The organism is Pseudomonas guariconensis (assembly GCF_024127895.1).
In the GTDB taxonomy this organism is placed as follows: domain Bacteria; phylum Pseudomonadota; class Gammaproteobacteria; order Pseudomonadales; family Pseudomonadaceae; genus Aquipseudomonas; species Aquipseudomonas guariconensis_B.
The window spans coordinates 224,632-245,843 of record NZ_JAMYBK010000003.1 but is presented as its reverse complement, the minus strand read 5'-3'; the positions used below and the strand labels follow the sequence as shown (position 1 = coordinate 245,843).

General features: G+C 68.1%; 26 protein-coding genes and 1 pseudogene. 16 read left to right on the top strand and 11 right to left on the bottom strand.

What is annotated here, in order from left to right; all coding sequences use genetic code 11:
• Positions 1-132: 132 nt before the first annotated feature.
• Both NJF35_RS05960 and xth read left to right on the top strand, forming a co-directional pair.
• Positions 133-375 (top strand): hypothetical protein, encoded by a 243-nt coding sequence (locus NJF35_RS05960; protein WP_225787883.1) that lies wholly within the window; start codon positions 133-135, stop codon positions 373-375.
• Positions 372-1,166 carry an exodeoxyribonuclease III gene (xth, locus tag NJF35_RS05955; protein WP_253090818.1) on the top strand — a complete coding sequence of 265 codons (795 nt, stop codon included), beginning with the start codon at positions 372-374 and terminating at the stop codon, positions 1,164-1,166. The genes NJF35_RS05960 and xth overlap by 4 nt, the downstream gene beginning before the upstream one ends.
• Before the next feature lie 56 nt (positions 1,167-1,222).
• On the opposite strand, the gene NJF35_RS05950 is transcribed toward xth, so the two are convergent.
• The gene (locus NJF35_RS05950; protein ID WP_253090817.1) at positions 1,223-1,726 is read right to left on the bottom strand and encodes a GNAT family N-acetyltransferase; all 504 of its coding nucleotides are present in this window, start codon (positions 1,724-1,726) and stop codon (positions 1,223-1,225) included.
• A gap of 159 nt (positions 1,727-1,885) precedes the next feature.
• Between NJF35_RS05950 and dksA the strand changes: the two genes are divergently transcribed.
• On the top strand, positions 1,886-2,293 hold the full coding sequence (gene dksA, locus NJF35_RS05945) for an RNA polymerase-binding protein DksA (protein ID WP_253090816.1): 408 nt from the start codon (positions 1,886-1,888) through the stop codon (positions 2,291-2,293).
• Positions 2,294-2,425: 132 nt separating this feature from the next.
• Complete coding sequence (locus NJF35_RS05940) at positions 2,426-2,905, top strand: sterol desaturase family protein (protein ID WP_253090815.1); 480 nt, start codon at positions 2,426-2,428, stop codon at positions 2,903-2,905.
• 70 nt (positions 2,906-2,975) lie between these two features.
• On the opposite strand, the gene NJF35_RS05935 is transcribed toward NJF35_RS05940, so the two are convergent.
• On the bottom strand, positions 2,976-3,872 hold the full coding sequence (locus NJF35_RS05935) for a bile acid:sodium symporter family protein (RefSeq protein WP_253090814.1): 897 nt from the start codon (positions 3,870-3,872) through the stop codon (positions 2,976-2,978).
• A gap of 136 nt (positions 3,873-4,008) precedes the next feature.
• Here NJF35_RS05935 and NJF35_RS05930 point away from each other — a divergent pair, with 136 nt between their 5' ends.
• The 9 genes and pseudogenes from NJF35_RS05930 (at position 4,009) to NJF35_RS05890 (ending at position 11,532) form a co-directional block, all read left to right on the top strand.
• The gene (locus tag NJF35_RS05930; protein WP_225787876.1) at positions 4,009-4,884 is read left to right on the top strand and encodes a Dyp-type peroxidase; all 876 of its coding nucleotides are present in this window, start codon (positions 4,009-4,011) and stop codon (positions 4,882-4,884) included.
• A 124-nt stretch (positions 4,885-5,008) separates the two neighbouring features.
• Positions 5,009-5,917 (top strand): aldo/keto reductase, encoded by a 909-nt coding sequence (locus NJF35_RS05925; RefSeq protein ID WP_253090813.1) that lies wholly within the window; start codon positions 5,009-5,011, stop codon positions 5,915-5,917.
• A gap of 4 nt (positions 5,918-5,921) precedes the next feature.
• Positions 5,922-7,217, top strand: a complete 1,296-nt coding sequence (locus NJF35_RS05920; RefSeq protein WP_253090812.1) for an NTP/NDP exchange transporter — start codon at positions 5,922-5,924, stop codon at positions 7,215-7,217.
• 204 nt (positions 7,218-7,421) lie between these two features.
• Positions 7,422-7,541 (top strand): annotated as a pseudogene (locus tag NJF35_RS05915) (general stress protein); the annotation flags it as partial.
• A gap of 63 nt (positions 7,542-7,604) precedes the next feature.
• On the top strand, positions 7,605-7,799 hold the full coding sequence (locus NJF35_RS05910) for a hypothetical protein (protein ID WP_225787872.1): 195 nt from the start codon (positions 7,605-7,607) through the stop codon (positions 7,797-7,799).
• Between the two features lie 20 nt (positions 7,800-7,819).
• A complete protein-coding gene (locus tag NJF35_RS05905; RefSeq protein WP_253090811.1) occupies positions 7,820-9,157 on the top strand; it encodes an iron-containing redox enzyme family protein in 1,338 nt (445 codons plus the stop codon).
• On the top strand, positions 9,157-10,110 hold the full coding sequence (locus NJF35_RS05900; RefSeq protein ID WP_253090810.1) for a methyltransferase: 954 nt from the start codon (positions 9,157-9,159) through the stop codon (positions 10,108-10,110). Before NJF35_RS05905 ends, NJF35_RS05900 begins: the two co-directional genes overlap by 1 nt.
• A 7-nt stretch (positions 10,111-10,117) precedes the next feature.
• Positions 10,118-11,269: a carboxylate-amine ligase gene (locus NJF35_RS05895; protein ID WP_253090809.1), complete on the top strand. Its 1,152-nt coding sequence runs from the start codon at positions 10,118-10,120 to the stop codon at positions 11,267-11,269.
• A gap of 29 nt (positions 11,270-11,298) precedes the next feature.
• Positions 11,299-11,532, top strand: coding sequence for a PLD nuclease N-terminal domain-containing protein (locus NJF35_RS05890; protein WP_225787868.1), 234 nt, complete (start codon positions 11,299-11,301; stop codon positions 11,530-11,532).
• A gap of 48 nt (positions 11,533-11,580) precedes the next feature.
• On the opposite strand, the gene NJF35_RS05885 is transcribed toward NJF35_RS05890, so the two are convergent.
• Genes NJF35_RS05885 through NJF35_RS05875 form a run of 3 tightly spaced genes read right to left on the bottom strand, consistent with a single transcriptional unit; the run spans position 11,581 to position 13,055 of the window.
• A complete protein-coding gene (locus NJF35_RS05885; protein WP_253090808.1) occupies positions 11,581-12,024 on the bottom strand; it encodes a DUF421 domain-containing protein in 444 nt (147 codons plus the stop codon).
• Positions 12,025-12,032: 8 nt separating this feature from the next.
• Positions 12,033-12,539, bottom strand: coding sequence for a hypothetical protein (locus NJF35_RS05880; RefSeq protein ID WP_225787866.1), 507 nt, complete (start codon positions 12,537-12,539; stop codon positions 12,033-12,035).
• Positions 12,540-12,551: 12 nt separating this feature from the next.
• Positions 12,552-13,055 (bottom strand): CinA family protein, encoded by a 504-nt coding sequence (locus NJF35_RS05875; protein WP_225787865.1) that lies wholly within the window; start codon positions 13,053-13,055, stop codon positions 12,552-12,554.
• 190 nt (positions 13,056-13,245) lie between these two features.
• Between NJF35_RS05875 and NJF35_RS05870 the strand changes: the two genes are divergently transcribed.
• The 3 genes from NJF35_RS05870 (at position 13,246) to NJF35_RS05860 (ending at position 15,215) form a co-directional block, all read left to right on the top strand.
• Entirely contained in the window at positions 13,246-14,151 is a 906-nt protein-coding gene (locus NJF35_RS05870; RefSeq protein WP_253090807.1) for an SDR family oxidoreductase, read from the top strand.
• A gap of 82 nt (positions 14,152-14,233) precedes the next feature.
• Entirely contained in the window at positions 14,234-14,371 is a 138-nt protein-coding gene (locus NJF35_RS05865; RefSeq protein ID WP_225787863.1) for a PSPA7_2676 family Cys-rich small protein, read from the top strand.
• A gap of 10 nt (positions 14,372-14,381) precedes the next feature.
• Positions 14,382-15,215 carry a Ku protein gene (locus tag NJF35_RS05860; RefSeq protein ID WP_225787862.1) on the top strand — a complete coding sequence of 278 codons (834 nt, stop codon included), beginning with the start codon at positions 14,382-14,384 and terminating at the stop codon, positions 15,213-15,215.
• A 74-nt stretch (positions 15,216-15,289) separates the two neighbouring features.
• Here NJF35_RS05860 and NJF35_RS05855 read toward each other — a convergent pair whose 3' ends face one another.
• The 6 genes from NJF35_RS05855 to ligD are packed head-to-tail and all read right to left on the bottom strand — an operon-like array spanning position 15,290 to position 21,101.
• Positions 15,290-15,952 (bottom strand): glycosyltransferase, encoded by a 663-nt coding sequence (locus NJF35_RS05855; protein WP_225787861.1) that lies wholly within the window; start codon positions 15,950-15,952, stop codon positions 15,290-15,292.
• Positions 15,949-16,548 (bottom strand): class I SAM-dependent methyltransferase, encoded by a 600-nt coding sequence (locus tag NJF35_RS05850; RefSeq protein WP_225787860.1) that lies wholly within the window; start codon positions 16,546-16,548, stop codon positions 15,949-15,951. The genes NJF35_RS05855 and NJF35_RS05850 overlap by 4 nt, the downstream gene beginning before the upstream one ends.
• Positions 16,549-16,565: 17 nt before the next feature.
• Positions 16,566-17,321 carry a PIG-L deacetylase family protein gene (locus tag NJF35_RS05845; protein WP_225787859.1) on the bottom strand — a complete coding sequence of 252 codons (756 nt, stop codon included), beginning with the start codon at positions 17,319-17,321 and terminating at the stop codon, positions 16,566-16,568.
• Positions 17,318-18,361: an acyl-CoA dehydrogenase family protein gene (locus NJF35_RS05840; RefSeq protein ID WP_225787858.1), complete on the bottom strand. Its 1,044-nt coding sequence runs from the start codon at positions 18,359-18,361 to the stop codon at positions 17,318-17,320. Before NJF35_RS05840 ends, NJF35_RS05845 begins: the two co-directional genes overlap by 4 nt.
• Entirely contained in the window at positions 18,358-18,606 is a 249-nt protein-coding gene (locus tag NJF35_RS05835) for a hypothetical protein (protein ID WP_225787857.1), read from the bottom strand. Before NJF35_RS05835 ends, NJF35_RS05840 begins: the two co-directional genes overlap by 4 nt.
• On the bottom strand, positions 18,606-21,101 hold the full coding sequence (gene ligD, locus NJF35_RS05830) for a DNA ligase D (RefSeq protein ID WP_253090806.1): 2,496 nt from the start codon (positions 21,099-21,101) through the stop codon (positions 18,606-18,608). The genes NJF35_RS05835 and ligD overlap by 1 nt, the downstream gene beginning before the upstream one ends.
• Positions 21,102-21,212 lie beyond the last annotated feature (111 nt).

Here is a 21,212-nt window from a genome sequence, read left to right as displayed (position 1 = left end):
CGAACGGTTGAGCGCAGCTTCGGGGCAAAGGTTTAATTTTTTCCACGCGGCGCTGCCCAGGCGGCGCTCGCGTTTGAACGTTGCCGGCACCCCGGGCTCAGACATTCAAAGGTCGCAGCGAGGAGCAGGCCCATGAGCATCGAACGCAGCATCCCCGAGCTGGAAGCCTGGTACGCCCAGTACGACGATGAAAGCTACCGGCGCGAGTCGCCGGACGCCTATCATCATGAATTGATCCGTACCGCCGAGGCCCTGCGCGACGATGGCGCCATCGACTGGGACGATTGGCTGGCGCTCAAGGCCCTGGCCGACCAGGCCCACGCGCGAGCCCTCACGGAGGCGGTACAGGCCCATGTGGACGACCCAGACGCATGAAGACATTGAAGATCGCCACCTTCAACCTCAACGGCATCCGCAGCCGCCTGCCCGGGCTGCTCGCCTGGCTGGCGCGCGAACAGCCCGACATCGCCTGCCTGCAGGAGCTCAAGGCCGCTGACAAGGACTTCCCCCGCGAGGCCCTGGAGGCGGCGGGCTATGGTTGCCTGCACCATGGCCAGCCCTCTTGGAACGGCGTCGCCATCCTTGCCCGCGACAGCCAGCCGCTGGAGGTGCGCCGTGGGCTGCCGGGCATGCAGGAGGACACCCAGAGCCGCTACCTGGAGGCGGCCGCCCACGGCGTGCTGGTGGCTTGCCTGTACCTGCCCAACGGCAATCCCCAGCCGGGGCCGAAGTTCGAGTACAAGCTGCGCTGGTTCGAGCGGCTGATCGAGCATGCCGCGACGCTGCGCCACAGCGGGCACCCGACGGTGCTGGCCGGCGACTTCAATGTGGTGCCCACCGACCAGGACATCTACAACCCACGCTCCTGGCGCAAGGACGCCTTGCTCCAGCCCGAGTCCCGCGAATGCTACCAGCGCCTGCTGGCGCAGGGCTGGAGCGATGCCATCCGCCAGCTTCACCCGGACGCCCGGGTCTATACGTTCTGGGACTATTTTCGCAACCACTGGCCACGCAACGCCGGCCTGCGCATCGACCACCTGCTGCTCAGCCCCGACCTGGCACCCCGGCTCGAGGCCGCTGGCGTGGATGCCTGGGTACGCAACGAGCCCAAGGCCAGCGACCATGCGCCGGTGTGGATCGAACTGGGTAGCGACATGCGACGTTGATCACGTTCCGACAGGGCGCTCTGTCAACCGCATGTTCAACTCAATGTTCCATGGGTTCAAATAACCAGGCGCATGGCGCAACGGCCCTCCAGCCCATGGCGCCGCTCTTCGGCCAGCAGCTCGCGCAGGCGCTCACCCAGCTGATCCGCCGCAATCACTTCGAATCCGCGGCGTGCATAGAACGGGGCATTCCACGGCACCTCGACGAAGGTGGTCAATGTCAGCAACGGGATACCTCGATGCCGTGCCGCACTGATGACCTGTGCCAGCAGGCTGCCTCCGACGCCTTGCCCCTGGGCTTGCAGGCGTACCGATAGCTCATGGATGTGCAACGCATCGCCGGCCGGGCGGGCGCATAGAAACCCCAGTGGCCGCTCTTGTGCGTCGACCGCCACCCAACTGCCTTCGGCCTCCATGAAGGCCTGGTGCGCGGCTTCGTCAAGCACTTCGTCGGTGGCCAGCCAGGCGAGTGCCGGGAGGCGGGCGAATGCCTGGGCGGCCGAGCGCTCGATGGCAGGGAGCGACGGGATATCACGGGGCAGGGTAGGGCGTACGTGCATTGGGCTGTCCTTGGCGGGAAACCGGCAAGTCTGGAAGCCGCGCTGTGCCAAGGCAAGGCATTGGGTTTTTATCGGGGCCCCTGGACTTGCAATGATCTTGTTATAACATAACATTTTTACGCTATCTGCCTCCTGCCCCTTCCTTGTCGAGTAATGACCATGACCGAAGACGAACTCCTCCGCCAGAGCCCTGATGCCTACATGAACGAGCCGCAACGGCAGTTCTTCCGCAACCTGCTGCTGGCTCAGCGCGCCGAGCTGCAAGCACGCATCGAACAACAATTCCGCACCCTGCGCGAACAGGAAGTACACAGCGACCCGGCCGACATCGGCAGTGCCGAAGAAGAGCGTCACTGGCAGCTACGCTCCCTGGAGCGGGAGAAGAAGCTGCTGGACAAGATCGACCAGGCCCTGGAGCGCCTGGCGCGCGGCGACTATGGCTGGTGCGAGGAGACTGGCGAACCGATCGGCCTGCGCCGCCTGCTGCTGCGCCCCACCGCGACCCTGTGCATCGAGGCCAAGGAACGCCAGGAAATGAAGGAGCGCCACCTGCGGGACGGGGACTAGCGGCAAGCTACAAGAGGGACGCGCACCTACGCGCTTTTCTTGCAGCTAGCCCCCGCGCCCTGGGAAAAACCCGCCGTGGGCAGCGTAGGCAATGTTAATCTTGCACCCTTCGTTGCCAACCCGGATCGTCACATGCTGTTCAATATCGCCATCCTGCTCGGCACCTTGGTGGCCATGGAGGGCGTCGGTACGCTGGCCCACAAGTACATCATGCATGGCTGGGGCTGGTGGCTGCATCGCTCGCACCATGAGCCGCACCTGGGGATGCTGGAGACCAACGACGTCTATCTGCTCGCCCTGGCCCTGGTCGCGACCGGGCTGGTGGCGCTGGGCAAGGCCGGGCATGCGCCGCTGCAGTGGGTCGGCGCCGGTGTGGCGGGGTACGGTGTGGCGTACGTGCTGGCCCATGATGGCGTGTTCCACCGGCACTGGCCGAACGCGCCCAGGCCGGTCAATCGCTACCTCAAGCGCTTGTACCAGGCGCACCGGTTGCACCATGCCATGCCGGGGCGCAAGGGCGGCGTTTCGTTCGGATTTTTCTATGCACCGCCCCTGCGGGTGCTCAAGCGCCAGCTCAAGGCACGGCGGCGGGCGGCTCGAAGGGCTGGGTAAATCGCTTGTCACGCCGTCGGGGTCGGCAAATGCTGGGGCCGCTTCGCAGCCCCAAAATAGCGATACCGCCTCAGTTCACCGGCTCGCGCCCGCTCACAGGCGCCACTTTCTGCCCACGGCTCACCCACCAGCCGAACGCCGCCGCGGTGAAGAACATGATCAGGCTGTAGATCGCCGCCGGCACCGCCATGGTCGGATTGTTCAACAGGGTCGGGCTCAACGCCAGGGCGATGGCCAGCGTGCCATTGTGGATGCCGATCTCCATGCCGATGGCGATGGCCTGGCGCTTGGGAATGTTCAACAGGCGCGGTACCCAGTACCCGACGCCGAGGCTGAGCAGGTTGAACAGCAGCGCCGCCACGCCGACCACCGGCGCGTACTCGACCACGGTCTGCCAGTCCTTGACCAGCGCCAGGATGACGGTGAAGGCCAGGAACAACGCCGCCACCAGCTTCATCGGCTTCTCCAGGCGCGCGGCGAAAGCCGGTGCCCAATGCCGGATCAGCATGCCCAGGGCCACCGGCAGCAACACGATGGCGAACACCTGCATGACCTTGGCGAATTGCAGGGGGATGGCCTGGTCGGATGCCATGAACCACATCAGCGACAGGTTCACCAGCAACGGCATGGTGAGGATGGCGATCAACGAGTTGACCGCCGTCAGCGTGATGTTCAATGCCACGTCACCATGGGCCAGGTGGCTGAACAGGTTGGCCGTGGTGCCGCCGGGCGACGCGGCCAGCAGCATCAGCCCCACCGCCAGCGCCGACTCCAGGCCGAAGCCATTGACGATCAGGAAGCACACGAATGGCAGCAGCACGAGCTGGCAGGCCAGGCCGACGATCACAGGCTTAGGGTACTTCACCACTCGGGCGAAGTCGGCCAGGGTCAGTGACAGCCCAAGGCCGAGCATGATGATGCCCAGGGCGAGGGGTAGGACAGCGGTGAGCAGGGGTGAGGCGGTCATCGTGGGCATCCCTTTGGCAAATTGAGAGCAGTTTAGCTGCAAGCTGCGAGGGTAAGCAGATCTGCGCGCCACCTGGAGCTTGAAGCTTGCGGCTTGCGGCTCTAGCATGCGCGCTTTTGCCGAGGATTAGCCTGTCATGCCGTTCCAGCAAGGTCTGCTTGCCACCCCGGTGCCGGCCCATGCCCGTCACCTGTTCTTCACCGTCCATGCGGCCGAGGCGCTGCCCGCCGTGCTGGATGCGCTGCTGCCGCAGGTCGACGGCCAGGCACTGATCCTGGGCGTCGGCGCGCCGCTGGCCAAAGCACTGGGGCGTCAGGTTCCGGGGCTGCGCGCCTTCCCGCAGTTGGACGCGGCGGTGGAGAACCCCAGCACCCAGCATGGCCTGTGGCTGTGGCTGCGCGGTGAACAGCGCGGCGAGCTGTTTCTGCGCGCCCAGGCGCTGGAGGCGCTGTTGGCCCCGGCGCTGAGCCTGGTGGACAGCGTCGAGGGCTTCCTGCACCGCGGTGGCCACGACCTCAGTGGCTACGAGGATGGCACCGAGAACCCGGTGGACGAGGCCGCCGTCGAGGCGGCGATCGTCGCTGGCGAGCAGGTGGGCCTGGCCGGCTCCAGTTTCGCCGCCTTCCAGCTGTGGAAGCACGACCTGGGCTACTTCAAGTCGCTGCCCCAGGACGAACAGGACAACATCATCGGCCGCCGCCTCGACGACAACGAAGAGCTGGAGGACGCGCCTGCGTCGGCCCACGTCAAGCGTACCGCCCAGGAAAGCTTCGAGCCGGAGGCGTTCATCGTTCGCCGCTCGCTGGCCTGGGCCGACGAGCGCGGCGCTGGCCTGGCGTTCGTCGCCCTGGGGCATGCCTTCGATGCCTTCGAAGTGCAGTTGCGGCGCATGAGTGGCCTGGAGGACGGTGTGGTCGATGGCCTGTACCGCTTCAGCCGGCCACTGACCGGTGGCTACTACTGGTGCCCGCCCATGACGGAGCAGGGGCTGGACCTGAGCTTGCTGCTGTAGGCCTCTGGCATTTTGGGGCCGCTAAGCGGCCCCAAGCCTAAACATCCGGATACAGAATCCCCGGACAGCACCAGGGCCAGCAGCTAGCCTTGTAAAGTTTCCGACTCATGACGGAGGCTTTTCTATGTTCAGGCGTCGCGATGTCCTACGTGCCGGCGCGGCGGTGGGGTTGCTGGCGACCACACCCTGGTTGCGCGCCGAGCCCGCCAGCGGCCTGCTGGCCCGCAAGGTGCCGTCCACCGGCGAAGCCCTGCCGGTGATCGGCGCCGGCACCTCTGGCAGTTTCGAGGTCCGCTCGGGCTCTGCCCAGTACCAGCAGCTCAAGGACGTGCTGAGGTTGTTCTTCGCGGGGGGCGGCAAGGTGATCGACACCTCGCCCAACTACGGCGGCGCCGACGCCATCCTCGGCCAATTGCTGGAGGAGGGCGGCTGGCACCGCCAGTGCTTCCTGGCCACCAAGATCGCCGCCGACAGCCGCGCCGCCGCCGAGGAACAATGGGCCGGCAGCCTCAGGAGCCTGCGTACCGACAAGGTCGACCTGCTGCAGATCCACAACCTGCGCGACTGGCGGACCCAGTTGCCCTATGCGCGCGAACTCAAGGCCCAGGGCAAGACCCGCTACGTCGGCATCACCCATTACCTGGCCAGTGGCCAGGACGAGGTGGCGCGCATCGTGCGCAGCGAGCCCCTGGATTTCATCCAGATCAACTATTCGGTCAACGCCCCCGAGGCTGCCCGCGAACTGCTGCCGCTGTGCCAGGACAAGGGCGTGGCGGTGCTGATCAACCGTGCCTTCGACGATGGCCGCCTGTTCGCCAGGGTCAAGGACCAGGCATTGCCGGGATGGGCCGCGCAGGTCGGGATCGGCAGTTGGGCGCAGTTGTTCCTCAAGTTCGCCATCAGCCACCCGGCGGTGACCACGGTGATCCCGGCCACCAGCCGCCCGGAGCGCCAGCTCGACCAGCTCAAGGCCGGCACAGGGCCGCTGCTCAGCGAGGCCCAACAGCAGGCGCTGGTCAAGCTGTTCGCCTGACGCCATGGACGGCTGGCGGCGGCGCCTGGACCAGGGGCTGAACATCCAGCCTGGCGAAGGCCCGGCGGTGGTCGCCGGGCTGGCCTTGTTCTACCTGCTGTTCACCGGCTATTTCATGTTGCGCCCGGTGCGCGAGACCATGGGCGTGGCCGGTGGGGTGGAGAACCTGCAATGGTTGTTCACCGGCACCTTCGTGGTCACCCTGGCATGCCTGCCGCTGTTCGGCTGGCTGGCCTCGCGGGTCAGGCGCCGGCGCATCCTGCCCTGGACCTACGGCTTCTTCGTCAGCAACCTGTGGCTGTTCGCCCTGCTGTTCGCCCGCGATCCCGACGACCTGTGGAACGCACGGGCGTTCTACATCTGGCTGTCGGTGTTCAACCTGCTGGCCATTTCCCTGGCCTGGAGCGTGCTCGCCGACCTGTTCACCAGCGCCCAGGGCAAGCGCCTGTTCGGCCTGCTGGCCGCCGGTGCCAGCCTCGGTGGCCTGAGCGGTCCGTTGCTCGGCACGCTGCTGGTGGCACCGCTGGGCCATGCCGGGCTGTTGCTGCTGGCCGGATTGTTCCTGCTCGGCAGCATCGCGGCGGCCGGCTACCTGCAGCACTGGCGCGACCGCCATCCATTGCCGGCCCTGGCCGAGCACCCGCCGTCGCGGCCGCTGGGCGGCAACCCCTTCGCCGGTGCCACGGCGGTGCTGCGCTCGCCCTACCTGCTGGGCATCGCCCTGTTCGTGGTGCTGCTGGCCAGCGTCAGCACCTTCCTGTACTTCGAGCAGGCGCGCATCGTCAGCGAGACCTTCACCGACCGCACCCGCCAGACCCAGGTGTTCGGCCTGATCGACACGGTGGTCCAGGCCCTGGCGATCCTCACCCAGGTGTTCGTCACCGGCCGCCTGGCCCGGCGCCTGGGCGTAGGCGTGCTGCTGGTGGTGGTGCCGCTGGTGATGGCCGTCGGTTTCCTGTGGCTGGCCCTGGCACCGGTGTTCGCGGTGTTCGTGGTGGTGATGGTGGTGCGCCGGGCCGGCGAATACGCATTGGTCCGGCCCGGGCGGGAAATGCTGTTCACCGTGCTGCCGGCCGAGGACAAGTACAAGGCCAAGAACTTCATCGACACGGTGGTCTACCGAGGTGGCGATGCCTTGAGCGGCTGGGTCAAGCGCGGGCTGGACGTGATCGGCGAGCATCCGCAACTGGCCATGCTGATCGGCGCGCTGATCGCCTTGGGCTGGGGAGTGACCGGCGGCTGGCTGGGCCGACGGCAACGGGTGCTGGAGGAGGCTGGAGGCGATCCACGGCAAGGCTAGGCAGTCTTTGTAAGCCTGGCGCACCAATAAGCGCCGGTCGCTTATTTAACGCCACCGGTCCGGTGGATAGCGGAATCGAGCGAATCCCGCCTTGCCGCCGTACTCCCAAGCTATGTACGGCACACGGCCGTGCATCCCAAGCCACACGAGGTAGCAACCATGGCCAACAAAGAGAACAGCAGGACCGGCAGCCAGGGTGGATCGAAGAACCCGGGCAACTTCGCCAATGACCGCCAGAAAGCCTCCGAAGCCGGTCGCAAGGGCGGCCAGCATTCCGGCGCTGGCCGGTCGAGCGAGTCGGGCCGCAAGGGCGGTCGCTCGTAGCGGCATCCCGCAGTGCCGGGCCTCCTGGCACTGCGCTCACGTTCCAGCGCAGGAGGACATCCCATGCGCATGGCTCCACTGATCTGCCTGCTGGGCAGCCTGACGCTGCTCGGCGGCTGTTTCGACCGTGACAACGACCATCCGGCCAAGGACGCCGACCCGAGCAAGCCATCGCTGCAGATGCAGCAGCCCGACGCGCCGGCCACTCAGCCGACGCCCGAACCGCAGCCGATGCCGCCGCGGGACCAGGATAACTGAGCAGGCGAAAGGACCCAGGCATGAGGCTCATGACCCAAGCGGCCGCCAGCACGGCGCTGGCCCCGCCCGCCGACGACAGCCTGGCGCGACGCTACCAAGCGCTGTTGGCCGGGCAGTGCAGCGACGCTGAACAATGGCTCGCCGGGCAACTGGCCCGCGTCGACGGCCTGCGCGATGACCTGCCGACCTCACCCTGGCAACTGGAGGCCTGGGTCGGCGAACACGCCGAGCGTGTCGCCCAGGACTATGCCGCCTACCTGGCAGCGCGACGCCAGGGCGCGTCGCGCCGCTACTTCGCCAACCGCGCCCAGGCCCTGTGGTTCCTGCAGCAGGTGGCCCCCACCAAGGCGGTCGATGGCGCCTGGCTGCATGGCACCCTGCGGCACTGGCGCGACCCGCGTTACCACGGCCTGATCCGCACTTTCCTCGAGGAACTCGGTGACGGCGACCCGCGTTGCAACCATGTGCTGATCTACCAGCGCCTGCTCAGCCGGCTGGGCTGCCTCGAGCCACTGCCCCTGGACGACGGACGCTACCTGCAAGGGGCCTTGCAACTGGCCTTGGGACAGCACGGCGACCGCTTTCTCGCCGAAGTGATCGGCTACAATTTTGGTTATGAGCAGCCACCGCTGCACCTGCTGATCACTACCCAGGAGTTGGCCGAGCTGGGCATCGACGGCCACTACTTCCAACTGCACGTGACCATCGACAATGCCGCCAGCGGTCATGCCCGCAAGTCGCTCCAGACGTTACGCCAGCTATGGCCGCAAGCGGGTGGCGAGGCGTTCTACCAACGAGTCCGGCGCGGTTATCGGCTCAACGCCCTGGGTATCGACACACCCAGCCTGATCGCCAGTTTCGACCTCGAGGGCGAACTGCTCGCGGCTCTGGAGCGCAAGCGCGCCTTCGGCCGGCTCATGCACGCCGACCACTGCCGCCTGCAGGGCCGCACGATCAACCAGTGGCTGTCCACGGCCGAGGCCATGCCCGGGTTTCTCCAGGCCTTGCAGCGCCAAGGTTGGGTATGCCGTGGCCAGGACCCGGCGCGCAGCCGCCTGTGGAGCCTGATCGAAGGCCCCAACGCCGCCATGTTCGGGGTGTTCAGCGCCTACGAGAAGCAACTCTGGCACGACTGGATCGCCGGCGACTGGCCAGGCGCCAGGGTATCCCGGGTGGCGCCGGGCAGTTGGCAGGCCGAGATGGCCCCAGGCGAGCGGGACGACGCCCACGCCAGGGCGCTGCCCCTCGAGGCTCTGATCCAGCGCATGGCCGGCAACCGGCACGCCTTGCCCGAAGGCCTGCGCGCCACCCGCGCCTACGCCCATGCGACCGGCCTTGCCCAGGAGGAACCTCACTGATGCTGCTGAACCAGGAACAGACCCAGGCCGACCAGGCCCTGCTGCAGCTGGGCCGGCGCCTGCGCGCCGACGGCTACCGCTTCACCTGCGTGACCCCGGCGACCCACGCGCGCAACAACGCCCGCGAAGGCGCCGAGCGCGCCCGTACCCTGCGTGACGTGTTCGGCTGGAGCCGGCCGTTCCCGCCCTCCTTGCTGTCGCTCGACGAGCTCGAGCAACTGCGTACCGCCCAGGTCCTGGAGGAGGCGGGCGAACGGTTGCGCGCCAAGGTGCGCTGGTCGAACCTGGACGACCTGTTGCTGGTGCACTCGGCCTTTCCCACCGAGGCCAGCGACGCGGTGTTCTTCGGCCCCGACAGCTACCGTTTCGCCCAGGTCATCCACGACCACCTGCAGCGCAGCCCCTCCCGTGTCCAGCACGCCGTCGACATCGGCTGCGGTACTGGCATCGGTGCGTTGATCATCGCCCGTGCCGCACCGCATGCGCAGGTCAGCGCGCTGGACATCAACCCTCTGGCCCTGCGCTACACCGCCATCAATGCCGCCCTGGCAGGGGTGGGCAATGTCTCGGTGGAACCGAGCGACTTGCTCGACGGCGTCAGCGGTACCTTCGACCTGATCGTGGCCAACCCGCCCTACATGCTCGATGCCGGCCAACGGGTCTATCGCCACGGCGGAGGGGCGCTGGGCGCGCAGCTGTCGCTGCGCATCGTCGAACAGGCCTGCCAGCGCCTGGCCCCGGGCGGCACCTTGCTGCTCTATACCGGCGTGGCCATCGTCGAGGGGCGCGACGCCTTGCTCGACGCCATCCGCCTGCGCCTGGCCGGGCCACAGTGGAGCTGGGTGTACCGGGAAGTGGACCCGGACGTGTTCGGCGAGCAACTGCTCGAGCCGGGCTACCAGCAGGTCGAGCGCATCGCTGCCGTGGCGTTCAGCGTCACCCGCAGCGGATGATGCGGCCATGTACCGGCCTTGCATGTTCGGTATCGAGGAAGAGTACCTCCTCGTGGAGCTGGCCAACGGCCGCGTGCTGGCCACGCCGTCCCTGGCCGTGGCCCGACGCTGTCGCGAGGTGATGGGAGAATACTTCGCCGAGGAAATGTTCCGCAGCCAGATCGAAGTCGCCTCGCCGGTGTTCGGCAACCTGCACGAGGCACGCCAGTTCTTTTGCGACAGCCGCCAGCGCCTGGGCGATGCCCTGGCCGCGGAGGGCGTGGGCCTGTACTGCGCCGCCAGCCACCCCTGCGCGCAGTGGTTGCGCCAGCGAGCCCGGACCACCCCGCACTACCGCCAGGTCTTCGATGACTACCAGCACGTGGCGCGGCGCAGCCTGCTGTCCGGGTTGCACGTGCACGTGGGCGTGCCGCCGGGCTGCGACCGCATGCAGCTGATCAACCGGCTGCTGTACTGGCTGCCGCTGCTGCTGGTGCTGAGCACGTCGTCGCCGCTGTGGGGTGGCCAGGTCACCGGCTACATGAGTTATCGCCGGGTGATCAGTGGCGAGTGGCCGCACACCGGGCTGCCGGAGCCCTTGGCCGACTGGGCCGCCTACCAGCGCTACCGGGCGTTGCTGGAGCGTACCGGCTCACTGGCCAGGGATGGCGACTTCTGGTGGGCGATCCGGCCGTCGCGACGCTTCCCCACGGTGGAGCTGCGCATTTGCGACGCCTGCCCGCGCCTGGAGGATGCCCTGTGCATCGCCGGCCTGTTCCGCCACCTGGTGGAAAGCTGCGCGCAACCCCATTACGCTCCGGCGCCGCTGTCGCGGGAGGTCCGCTGGATCACCGAGGAAAACTACTGGCGAGCCAAGCGCCACGGCCGCCACGGCCAGTTCATCGGAGTCCACGACGAACAGCCGGTGAGCGCCGAGGGGTGGCTGGCGCAGTTGCAGGCGCAGGTCCCGGTCGACTCCGCCGATGCCGAACGCGCCTTCATCCAGGCCCAGCGCATCCTGCGCGAAGGCACCAGTGCCGACCAGCAACTCGACTGCCTGGCGCAGGCCCAGGGTGCCGGCCTCGACCACCGCCAGGCCGTGCGGGCGGTGGTCGACCAGGTGCTGGCGCAGGGCCAGGAAAACGGCCTGCCCCCGGCCAGCGCGCAGGGGCAGGCCTGAACACTTTCGAACCCGAGGAGGTAAGCGCCATGGGTGAGTTGACGATCTATTTCTGGATAGCGGTCGCGGTGATCATCCTGCTGGTGGACCTGTGGGCCATCGTCAGCGTGTTTCGCAGCGAGAAGTCCGATGCGACCAAAATTCTCTGGGCCCTGGTACTGGTGGCCTTGCCGGTGCTGGGGCTGATCATCTGGGGCATCTTCGGTCCTCGCGGGATCAAGCCTGGCACCGGGCCGACCTCGCCGGAACACAGCAAAGGGTGAGGTGTAAATCCAGAGGGCTTTCTGAGCTCGGGACGCGAAGCGGCCCCCTCACTGCTCCTTGACGATCGAAATCTTGCCGTTGCGCTCGACGATCGCATACCTGATCTGCTCCACCGTCTCGACCCCCTGGCTGTCACGCGCCGACTCGAGGATATCGTCCTCGGTCAGCCGTGCCCGGCGCATGCGCCCGTGCAGGAAGCGCCCGTGTTCCACCACCAGCGTGGCATGGCCGTCGAGCAGCCGGGCCAGGCGCACGGAGTTCAGCTTGGCCAGCGACAGCCCGACATCCAGCACGATCAGCGTGGCGATCACCAGCATCGCGTTGGTGAAGGAAAAGTCTTCGCCCAGCAAGGCCTGCTGGGTCGCCTCGCCAATGATCAACAGCAGCACGAAGTCGAAGGTGGTCAGGTCGGCCAGCGAGCGCCGGCCGGCGATGCGAAACAGCAGCATCAGGGCGACATACATGCCGGCGGCGCGAAGGGTCGAGTCCATGGCAGCTCCTAGGGGTAGACGAAGGTGGAAAAGCGCACGGCGCTGGTCGGCCCGGCCCTGACCAGGCCATCAAGCGTGCCGACGGTGTCGGCGCGCAGGGTCAGGTACAGGGTGGCCACGCCATCCGCGCCGGTCCCCACCCGCAGCAACAGGGCCCGGCCCTGGGACAGCGATGCCAGCGGCTCGGGCTGCAGCGTCTCGATGCTCGCTTCACGGAACAGCGAACCGCCGAGCAGCACCTGCAGCGGCTCCCCGGCCGTGCCTTGGATGCGGATGCGCAGGCTGTCGACCGCACCGCTGCGGCTGAAGCGCTGGTATTCCACCCGCACCCGGCCGTCCGCGCTCTCCACCTCGCCCTGGCTGAGCGGGCCATTGCCGAACAGCCCGGCCAGTGCCGCCACGACCAGTACCAGCAGGGCATACCAGCCGGCCCGCTCGAAACGCCACACGCGGCGCTGCAGGTGCATGTCTTCGTGCACGGGATACCGACGCGAGGCCTGTTCGTCATCCGTCATGTCGCGCTCCTGTCAGGCCCGCTCGCCGCGCAGCCAGCGTTGGTGGTAGTGCTCCAGCCGCGTCAGGCCGTACAGCGCGCCCTGGCGCAGCACCTCGGGGCGATCGCCGAAGAAGCGCTGGCTGCGGGTGAACACCGCCAGCGGCTCGCCGGCGAAGGCCCAGGCGAAGCACAGGGTGCCCGGCGCGATGCCAGCGGCACCGTCGGGCCCGGCCACGCCGGTGGTGGCGATGGCGACAGTGGCGGTGCTGTCCTTGAGGGCGCCGAGGGCCATTTCCCAGGCCACGGCCTCGCTGGTCAGGCCATAGCGCTCGATGGTCAGAGGGCTGACGCCGAGCAGGCGCTGCTTGGCCTTGGGCGAATAGACCACGTAGCCGCTTTCCAGCACCTCGCCGGTGCCAGGCTTCTCGGCCAGCAAAGCGACCATGCGCCCGGCGGTACAGGACTCGGCGGTGGTCAACACCAGGTCGTGTCGCTTCAGGTAGTCCAGCACGACCTGGACAGGATCTTCTTGCATCGATTGCGCCTCGCTCGAACTTTTGTGGTGGACGCCTGGACGCGGCAATTGGTTCAGCGCGCCTGTGGCAACCACCCGTCGGCAACGCCGCCCCGCGAAACAAACCTTCGCCGCGTGCCTGCCTCGAAAAAAAGGTGACGTCGTTCAGCCTAGCGACGGGCCCATCAGACAGCGCCAGCAGGAGGCCCCCATGCCCAACAGACCCCGCGACCAGTTCAGCATGCAGAACCCCCTGACCCAGTACCCGCATCCGCCGTTTCCCGCCCAGGGCCAGGCGGAGCCGGGGCTGGACGTGAACATGCAACCCAAGCCCGACCACGGTGAAGACACCTACAAAGGTTTCGGCCGCCTGGCCGGGCGCAAGGCGCTGATCACCGGCGCCGACTCGGGCATCGGCCGCGCCGTGGCCATCGCCTTCGCCCGCGAGGGCGCCGACATTGTGCTCAACTACATGCCCATGGAGCAGCCCGACGCCCGCGAGGTGATCAAGCTGATCGAGGCCGAAGGGCGCCGGGCCATCGCCATCCCTGGCGATCTAAAGGACGAAGCGTTCTGTGCGCAACTGGTGGACCAGGCCCACGAGCAGCTGGGCGGCCTGGACATCCTGGTCAACGTCGCCGGCAAGCAGGAGGCACGCAAGGACATCGGCCAGATCAGCCACGAACAGTTCGACCACACGATGAAGACCAACATTTATGCGATGTTCTGGCTGTGCCAGGCCGCCGTGCCGCTGATGCCGGCCGGGGCGACCATCATCAACACCGCGTCGATCCAGTCCTACCAGCCCTCGGCGACCCTGCTCGACTACGCCACCACCAAGGCCGCCATCGTCGCCTTCACCAAGGCTCTGGCCAAGCAGGTGGTCGAGCGCGGCATCCGGGTCAATGCCGTGGCCCCGGGGCCGATCTGGACCGTGCTGCAGCCCAGTGGCGGCCAGCCGCCGGAGAAGATCCCTTCGTTCGGCGCACAGAGCCCGATGAAGCGCCCCGGCCAGCCGGCCGAATGCGCGCCGCTGTACGTGCTGCTGGCGTCCCAGGAGTCGAGCTACATCACCGGCGAGGTCTTCGGTGTCACCGGTGGCAACCCGCTGCCGTAGAGCAGGGCGGGTAAACCTTCGGGATGCTGCGTAGTCACTGCAAGGGAGGGGCCTGCGTTTTCCGGGCCCCAGGAGGTGGTCGATGAGCCTTGTCTGCCTGTTGCGTGGTTGCCAGTGGCGCGCCACGCTGACCTGTGAAGTCGCCGGGCTGCAATGCCAGTGCTGCGAGCGTTGCGGCACCTTGCGCTACTGCCGGCACGGCGCGCCGTTCGAACCTTAGGAGCACTGCCATGGCCCGGGCAATCTGGAAGGGCGCGATCAGCTTCGGCCTCGTGCATATCCCCGTCTCCCTCAACACCGCGGTACGCAGCGAACGGGTGGATTTCGACTGGCTCGACAAGCGCAGCATGGAGCCGGTGGGCTACAAGCGGGTGAACAAGATCACCGGCAAGGAAATCGACAAGGACGATATCGTCAAGGGCGTGGCATACGAGAAAGGCCGCTACGTGATCATCAGCGAGCAGGAGATCCGCGAGGCGCGCCCGGAAGCGACCCAGACCATCGACATCTTTTCCTTCGTCGAGGCGAGCGAGATCCCTCTGCAGCATTTCGACACCCCGTATTACCTGAGCCCCGATCGCCGGGGCGGCAAGGTCTACGCCCTGTTGCGAGAAACCCTGCAGAGCACCGGCAAGGTGGCTCTGGCCACGGTGGTGCTGCACACCCGCCAGCACCTGGCACTGCTGCGCCCGCTGGAGGAGGCGCTGGTGCTGATCACCCTGCGCTGGCCCGAGGAGGTGCGCGGCCTGGAAACGCTGGAGCTGGACAAGAGCGTGACCGAGGCCAAGGTCGACAAGCGCGAACTGGACATGGCCCGTCGCCTGGTGGAGGACATGAGCGGGCCGTGGACACCCGGGGAGTACCACGACGCCTTCCGCCAGACCATTCTCGACCTGGTGCAGGAGAAGGCCAGCAAGGGCAAGATCAGCGTGGTGGAGAAGGGCGAAGGCGCGGCGGAGAAGGGAGCCGACATCATCGACCTCACCGAGTTGCTCAAGCGCAGCCTGGGGGGCAAGGGCGGCGCGCCGAAGAAGACGGCCAAGCGCTCGCGCAAGGCGTCGTGATGGCAATGTAGGCCGGCCGGTCGGGGAGGCTTGGGAGTCATGGGGCTGCTGCGCAGCCCATCGCCGGTAAGCCGCTACGACAGCGAAGTCTCCAGCCCCGCCAAGTAGTCCCCGAACCCATCCCGCGCCCGACTGCCCCGGCGACTACTGGTCGCCACGCTGTGCCGCGCCGTCCAGACGATCTGCGCACCACTGGCTTCCAGCGCCCGCACCAGGTGGACATCCTCATGGGTCGGCAACGGCAGGAAACCTCCCACCCGCTCATAGGCGCGGGCACACACGCCAAGGTTGGCGCCATGCACATGGCGGTGCCCCTCGCGCGCCTCGTAACGGCTGCGGTACAACTCGCGCAGGGCCGCCTTCTGCCATGGCTGCCAGCGTTCGACGTGCACCGTGCCGCACACTGCATCGGCGGCGAACTGCACCTGCGACAGCAGCCAGTGCAATGGCACCCGGCTGTCGGCGTCGGTGAAGGCCAGCCAGCGAGCCCCGCGTTCGAGCATCAGCGCCGCCCCGACGCGGCGGGCGATGCCGACGTTGCCGGCTTCCACCGCCAGGGTCTGCACGCCATGGCGACGGGCAATGGCGGCGCTGGCGTCGCTGCAGCGGTCCAGCACCACCAGCACCTCGACGCAGTGCCCGGCGCACCGGGCCTGGACCGCAGCGGCCTTGACCGCCGCAAGGCATCGGCCGAGCCAGCGGGCTTCGTTGTGGGCGGGAATGATCACCGCGATCATGGGCAGGTCTCGTCCAGGTCGAGCACGTTGGGCCGGCACGACCAGTACGCCAGCACGAAGTCCGCTTCCTCGTGGCGCAACAGCGGATACAGTGGCAGGTGGTGGGCCATCAGCGCATGCACCTGGTCACCGTCCTGGGGGCAGCCGGCGATCGGATGGCGCCAGTGGCAGGCCAGCAGGCCGCCGTCGTCGCTCAGGCTGTCCACGGCCCGCTCGATCACGTGCAGCCACTCGGCCGGGTCCAGGTAATAGCCGATCTCGCTGAGGACGATCAGGTCGAAGCGCCCGGCGGGCCAGTCCGCCGGCAGCCGGCCCTGCTCGACGCTGGCATGTGCCACGCCGGCCAGGCGCTCGCGGGCGAGGCTCACGGCGGTGCTGTCGATGTCCTGGCAGAGCAGGCTGGCGCAGCGCTCGGCCAGTTGAACGCTCAGTTCGCCGTTGGCGCAGGCTGGCTCGAAGATGCGCGGGTAGCACTGGCGCGGCAGGCAGGCCATCGCCAGCGCGCGTTTGCGCCGCTCGTACCAGCGGGTGCGGAAGGCCCAGGGATCGTCGTTGGTGGCGTACAGCTCAGCGAAATACTGTGCATCGAGGGTCATGGCAACTCCGTTTCCATTCAAAGCAGCACCAGTTCGAAAGGTTGCAGCAGGCATTCCAGCAGGCTGGACGGGAGCACCGGCGGGCGCCCCTGGTCCGGCGCCAGCTGGCTGGCATGGGCGGCGATGGCCAGGCGTTTGCGCGCCAGGCGCGTCTCGTCCAGTTGCAGGCGGTGGGCGCGGGGCCAGGGCAGGCGGGGATCGTCGGGTTGAGCCCAGTGCCAGGCCCATACCGGTACCTCGGCCAACTGCGCCTGGCGGGCCCGGGCGGCCTGGGCCGCGGCGCGGCCGACCGCCTCGTGATCGGCATGACCGTCGCCGCGCCAGGTGGTCAGCAGCAGGTCGCCGGGCTTGAGCGCCTGGCCCAGGTGGTTGACCAGGAACGCCTCGTCGCGGGCCACGGCACCGTCCTTGAGGTTGAGCCGGTGCCATTGCAGTTGGTTGAGGTCCAGCTCCAAGTGTTGCAGGGCGTGGCGGCTCTCCAGCGGCCGCTGGCGCCGCAGGCGATGCTCGGTCCAGTGCGCGGACCCGGGGTGGCTGGCCTCGCCATCGCTGACCGAGATCAGCAGCAGGTCCTGTTCTCGGCCGTGAAAGCCCGCCAGCAGCCCGCCGGCCATGAGAACCTCGTCGTCCGGGTGCGGCGCCACCAGGACCAGGCGCCGGCCCGGCGGGCATAGCTGATCGGGGCTGATCCAACTGGCCCGGGCCAGGTGCGCCGAGTGCTGCCAGGCGCTCCAGGGCGTGCCGCGGCTGGCCTGGATGCGGTTCTCGCTCATAGCTGCCACGCACCTGCCGGCACCTGGGCCAGCTGTTGCCCGAGCGCTGCCAGGTCACGCTCGGCGTGGCTCTGGCGCAGGTACACGGGCAAGTCGGCGCTGAGCCTGGCGAAATGGCTGCTGCGACAGAAGGGCGTGGCCCCTAGCGCACGACCCACGTGACGGATCACCTGCTCGACCGCCTGCTCCACCTGGGCGCGGGTGCGGCGGACTTCGAAGCTGGCATCGGCGGTCGGCTGCCGGTCGATCCAGGCGGCGCATTCGCGCAGGGCGGCGCGGGCGCCGAACAGCGCGGCGTCCACCGCCCCCAGATGAGCCTCGGCGTGGACATCGGGGCGTGGCTTGCGGCACTGCTCGCGCAGGTAGTCGGCCAGGGCCTCGGCGGCGCCGTACCAGCAGGCAGCGATGCCGGCACCACCGTGCCAGAACCCCGGGCGCGACAGGTACTGGCCGGGGCGACCGACGGCGATGCCGGGGCTGTCGTCGAATGCGATCTCGACACTGGTGGTGGTGGCCATGCCCACCGCCTGCCAACGGTCTGCCTGGATGCGCTGGCTGGGGTGCGACAGCTCGATGGCCACCAGCTGTGGCTGCGTGTCGTCGGCCCAGGCAGTGATCAACGCCCGGTCGATCTGCAAGGCGCCGGAACACCAGGCCTTGCGCCCGCCGAGGCGCACCCGCTCGCCGTCACGTGCGACGATGCGTGCGCGGGCATCCGGCGGCTCGGCGGCCCACACTCCCCAGATGCCGTCGCCCACCAGGTGCGGCGCGGCGCATTCGGCGAGGATCGCCAGGGCATCGGTATGGCCCTCGTAGAGCTTGGCCAAGGCCAGGTCGCAGCCAGCGATGCGCGCCAGGGTCTGCCAGCGCTGCAGGGTATGGCCCTGGCCGGGCAGTGGCAGCAGGTCGAGGTGGTCGGCCTGCAACGCCTGCATCAGCGCCAGCAGCTGAGTGTCGAGGTTCAGCGCCTGGGGCCGTTCGGTGAACGTGCGCAACAGGCGGTCGAGATGGGTCAGGTCGAAGTCCTGGACGATGCTCATGGGGTATGCTCCACCGGGGTGTTCTTCTTCCAGCCACGCAGATTCATGGCGCACAGGCAGAACTGCAGGACGATCAAGGCCCACGCCTGCACGTGCCAGCCCCAGATCACCCACAGCACATTGCTGCTGATGAAGCAGCAGAACCCGATCCGCCGCCGCCGGGGCTGACGCGAGCCAATGCACCAGGCGGCCAGTACGGTCAGCACCATCGCCGGCCACTGTAGCAGGTCGATCAGCCGCTCCATCAGCCCAGCCCCAGTCGCTTGCGCATGCGCGCGGTGATCGATTGGCGGGTCTTGCCGAAGTCGGCCCAAGGGTCGTCGACCTCGGCCAAGCGCTCGCGCACATTGCCGATGTGCCACTGGTTGGCGCCCTTGAGTTGGGCCAGCTCTTCCCGCCAGATCGGCACCGACACCGGCAGGCCCTCGCGGGCCCGCAGAGAATAGGCGCTGACGGTGGTGGCGCCCTTGCCGTTGCGCAGGTAGTCGATGAAGATCCGCCCGATTCGGTTCTTCGGCCCGGACACCGCGCTCAGGCGGTCGGGGAACAGCCCGGCCAGGTGGTCGACGACGGCGTGGCTGAAGTCCTTCACCTCGTCCCAATCGGCGCGGCGGGTCAGTGGTACCACCAGGTGGATGCCCTTGCCGCCGCTGGTCTTGAGGAACACCTTCAGGCCCAGCTCATCGAGCAGGGTGAGGGTCAGCTGGGTGGCTTCGAGCATGGCCTTCCAGGGCAACGCCGGGTCGGGGTCGAGGTCGAGGACGAAGCGGTCGGGCCGGTCGAAGTCCTTGTCGGTGCCGTTCCAGGTGTGCAGTTCGAGCATGTTCATCTGCACCGCGCCCAGCAGGCTCTCGGCGCTGTTGAGGATCATCGCCGCCTGGCCGGCCTGCGCCTTGCTGTAGCTGACCACGCCAGGGATGTGCAACTGGCCGGCGTTCTTCTGGAAGAACAGTTCGCCGCCGAGGCCGTCGGGGGCGCGTACCAGGGCGACGGGGCGGTGCTCGAGCTGCGGCAGGATCCAGTCGGCGACCTCGGCGTAGTACTCGGCGACCTGGCGTTTGGTCACGCCGCAGGTGGCGTCGATCACCCGGTCGGGGTGGGTCAGGCGCAGGTTGCCGGGTATCGTCGGCCCGCAGGCCCTGGTGGTGGTTGTCGACACTTGGCTCTTGGGCATGGCGCGCTCCAGGTCGATGGCGGTGGCCGTCTTGTCGTCGCGCAGGCCATGGAACACCGCGTGGCGCACCACGCCGTCGCGGGTCATCTGGGCGTAGGCCACTTCGGCCAGCAGCCGTGGCTGCAGCCAGTGTACGCCGCGGGCCTCGGCGCCGGTCGGCGGCCTGGCCAGGGCCGGCTTGGCGATCTCCAGGGGGGCGAGGCGCGCCTGCAGGCTGTGCAGGGTGGTGGTGCTGAAACCGGTGCCGACCTTGCCGGCATAGCGCAGCGCGCCGCTGTCGTTGTCGTGCAGGGCCAGCAGCAGGGCGCCAAGGCCGGCGCGGCTGCCCTTCGGGTCGGTATAGCCGACGATCACGAACTCCTGGCGTTGCTTGCACTTGAGCTTGATCCAGTCGCTGCTGCGCCGGCCTCGGTAGGGGCTGCCGGCGCGCTTGCCGATCAGGCCCTCGAGCTGCAGGCGGCAGGCGCTGTCGAGCAGGGCCTGGACCGGCTGCTCGAAGTCGGCGGAGTACCTGAGCAGGTCCGACTCGTGCCCGTCCAGCAACTGGCGCAGCGTCTCCCGGCGTTTCTCTAGGGGCACCTGGCGCAGGTCCTGGCCGCCGAGGAATGGCAGGTCGAACAGGTAGTAGATGATGCGTTCGTCGTGCTCGGTGTCGAAGGCGTTCTGCAAGGCTTGGAAGTCGGCCATGCCGTGTTCGCCGGGCACCACCACCTCGCCGTCGAGCCAGGCGCAGGCCAGCTTGAGTTTGCCCAGGGCGGCCACCTGGCGCGGCATTCGGGCACTCCAGTCATGGCCGTTGCGGGTGAACAGGCGCACGTCGTCGCCGTCGACGCGGGCGAGGATGCGGTAGCCGTCGAACTTGACCTCGTAGCGCCAGTCGCCGGCGGGCGGGGCGTCGACCAGCGTGGCCAGTTGCGGTTGCAGCAGTGCTGGCAGCTCGGCCTTGCCGGGGCGCTTGCGGGGGCTGGCGGGGCGTTCGCTGGCGGCGCTGGCCTTGGCTCGACGAGGCACCAGGGTGCGTTCGCTGAGGACGCTGTCGGGCTCGGCCTCGACGATGCAGTAGTCGGCCTCGCTGCGCGCCGCGCCATCGTGGGACTTGACCAGCAGCCATTGCTCCTTCTTGCCAGCCAGGTGGGTACGGAACAGGTTCCACGCACCGGCCAGCTTCTCGCCCTGCAGGCGAAAGCGCAGCTTGCCCTTGGCGTAGGCGGCGTGGGGGTCGCCCTCCGGCTGCCAGACACCGCGGTCCCAGACGATCACGTCGCCGGCGCCGTAGTGGCCTTCGGGGATGTGCCCTTCGAAATCGGCGTAGTCCAGCGGGTGGTCCTCCACGTGCACCGCCAGGCGGCGCACCGTGGGGTCGAGGGAGGGGCCCTTGGGGATGGCCCAGCTCTTGAGGGTGCCGTCCAGTTCCAGGCGGAAGTCGTAGTGCAGGTGGCTGGCGTCGTGCTTCTGGATGCAGTACTGCAGTGCGTGGGCCTGCTGCCCGTGGCGACGCTTGCCGGACGGCTCGGGCGTGGCGTCGAAGTCGCGTTTGCGCTGGTACTCCTGCAGGGGCTTGGCCATGGCGGGCTCCGGGACGGTTCGCGGGTCTCTAGAGGTGGGAGGGAGCGCTGGCGGGGAGAGTTCAAATTTTCGAGGCGGCTGGTGCCGCCATCCAGCAGAAACTCTGAATCA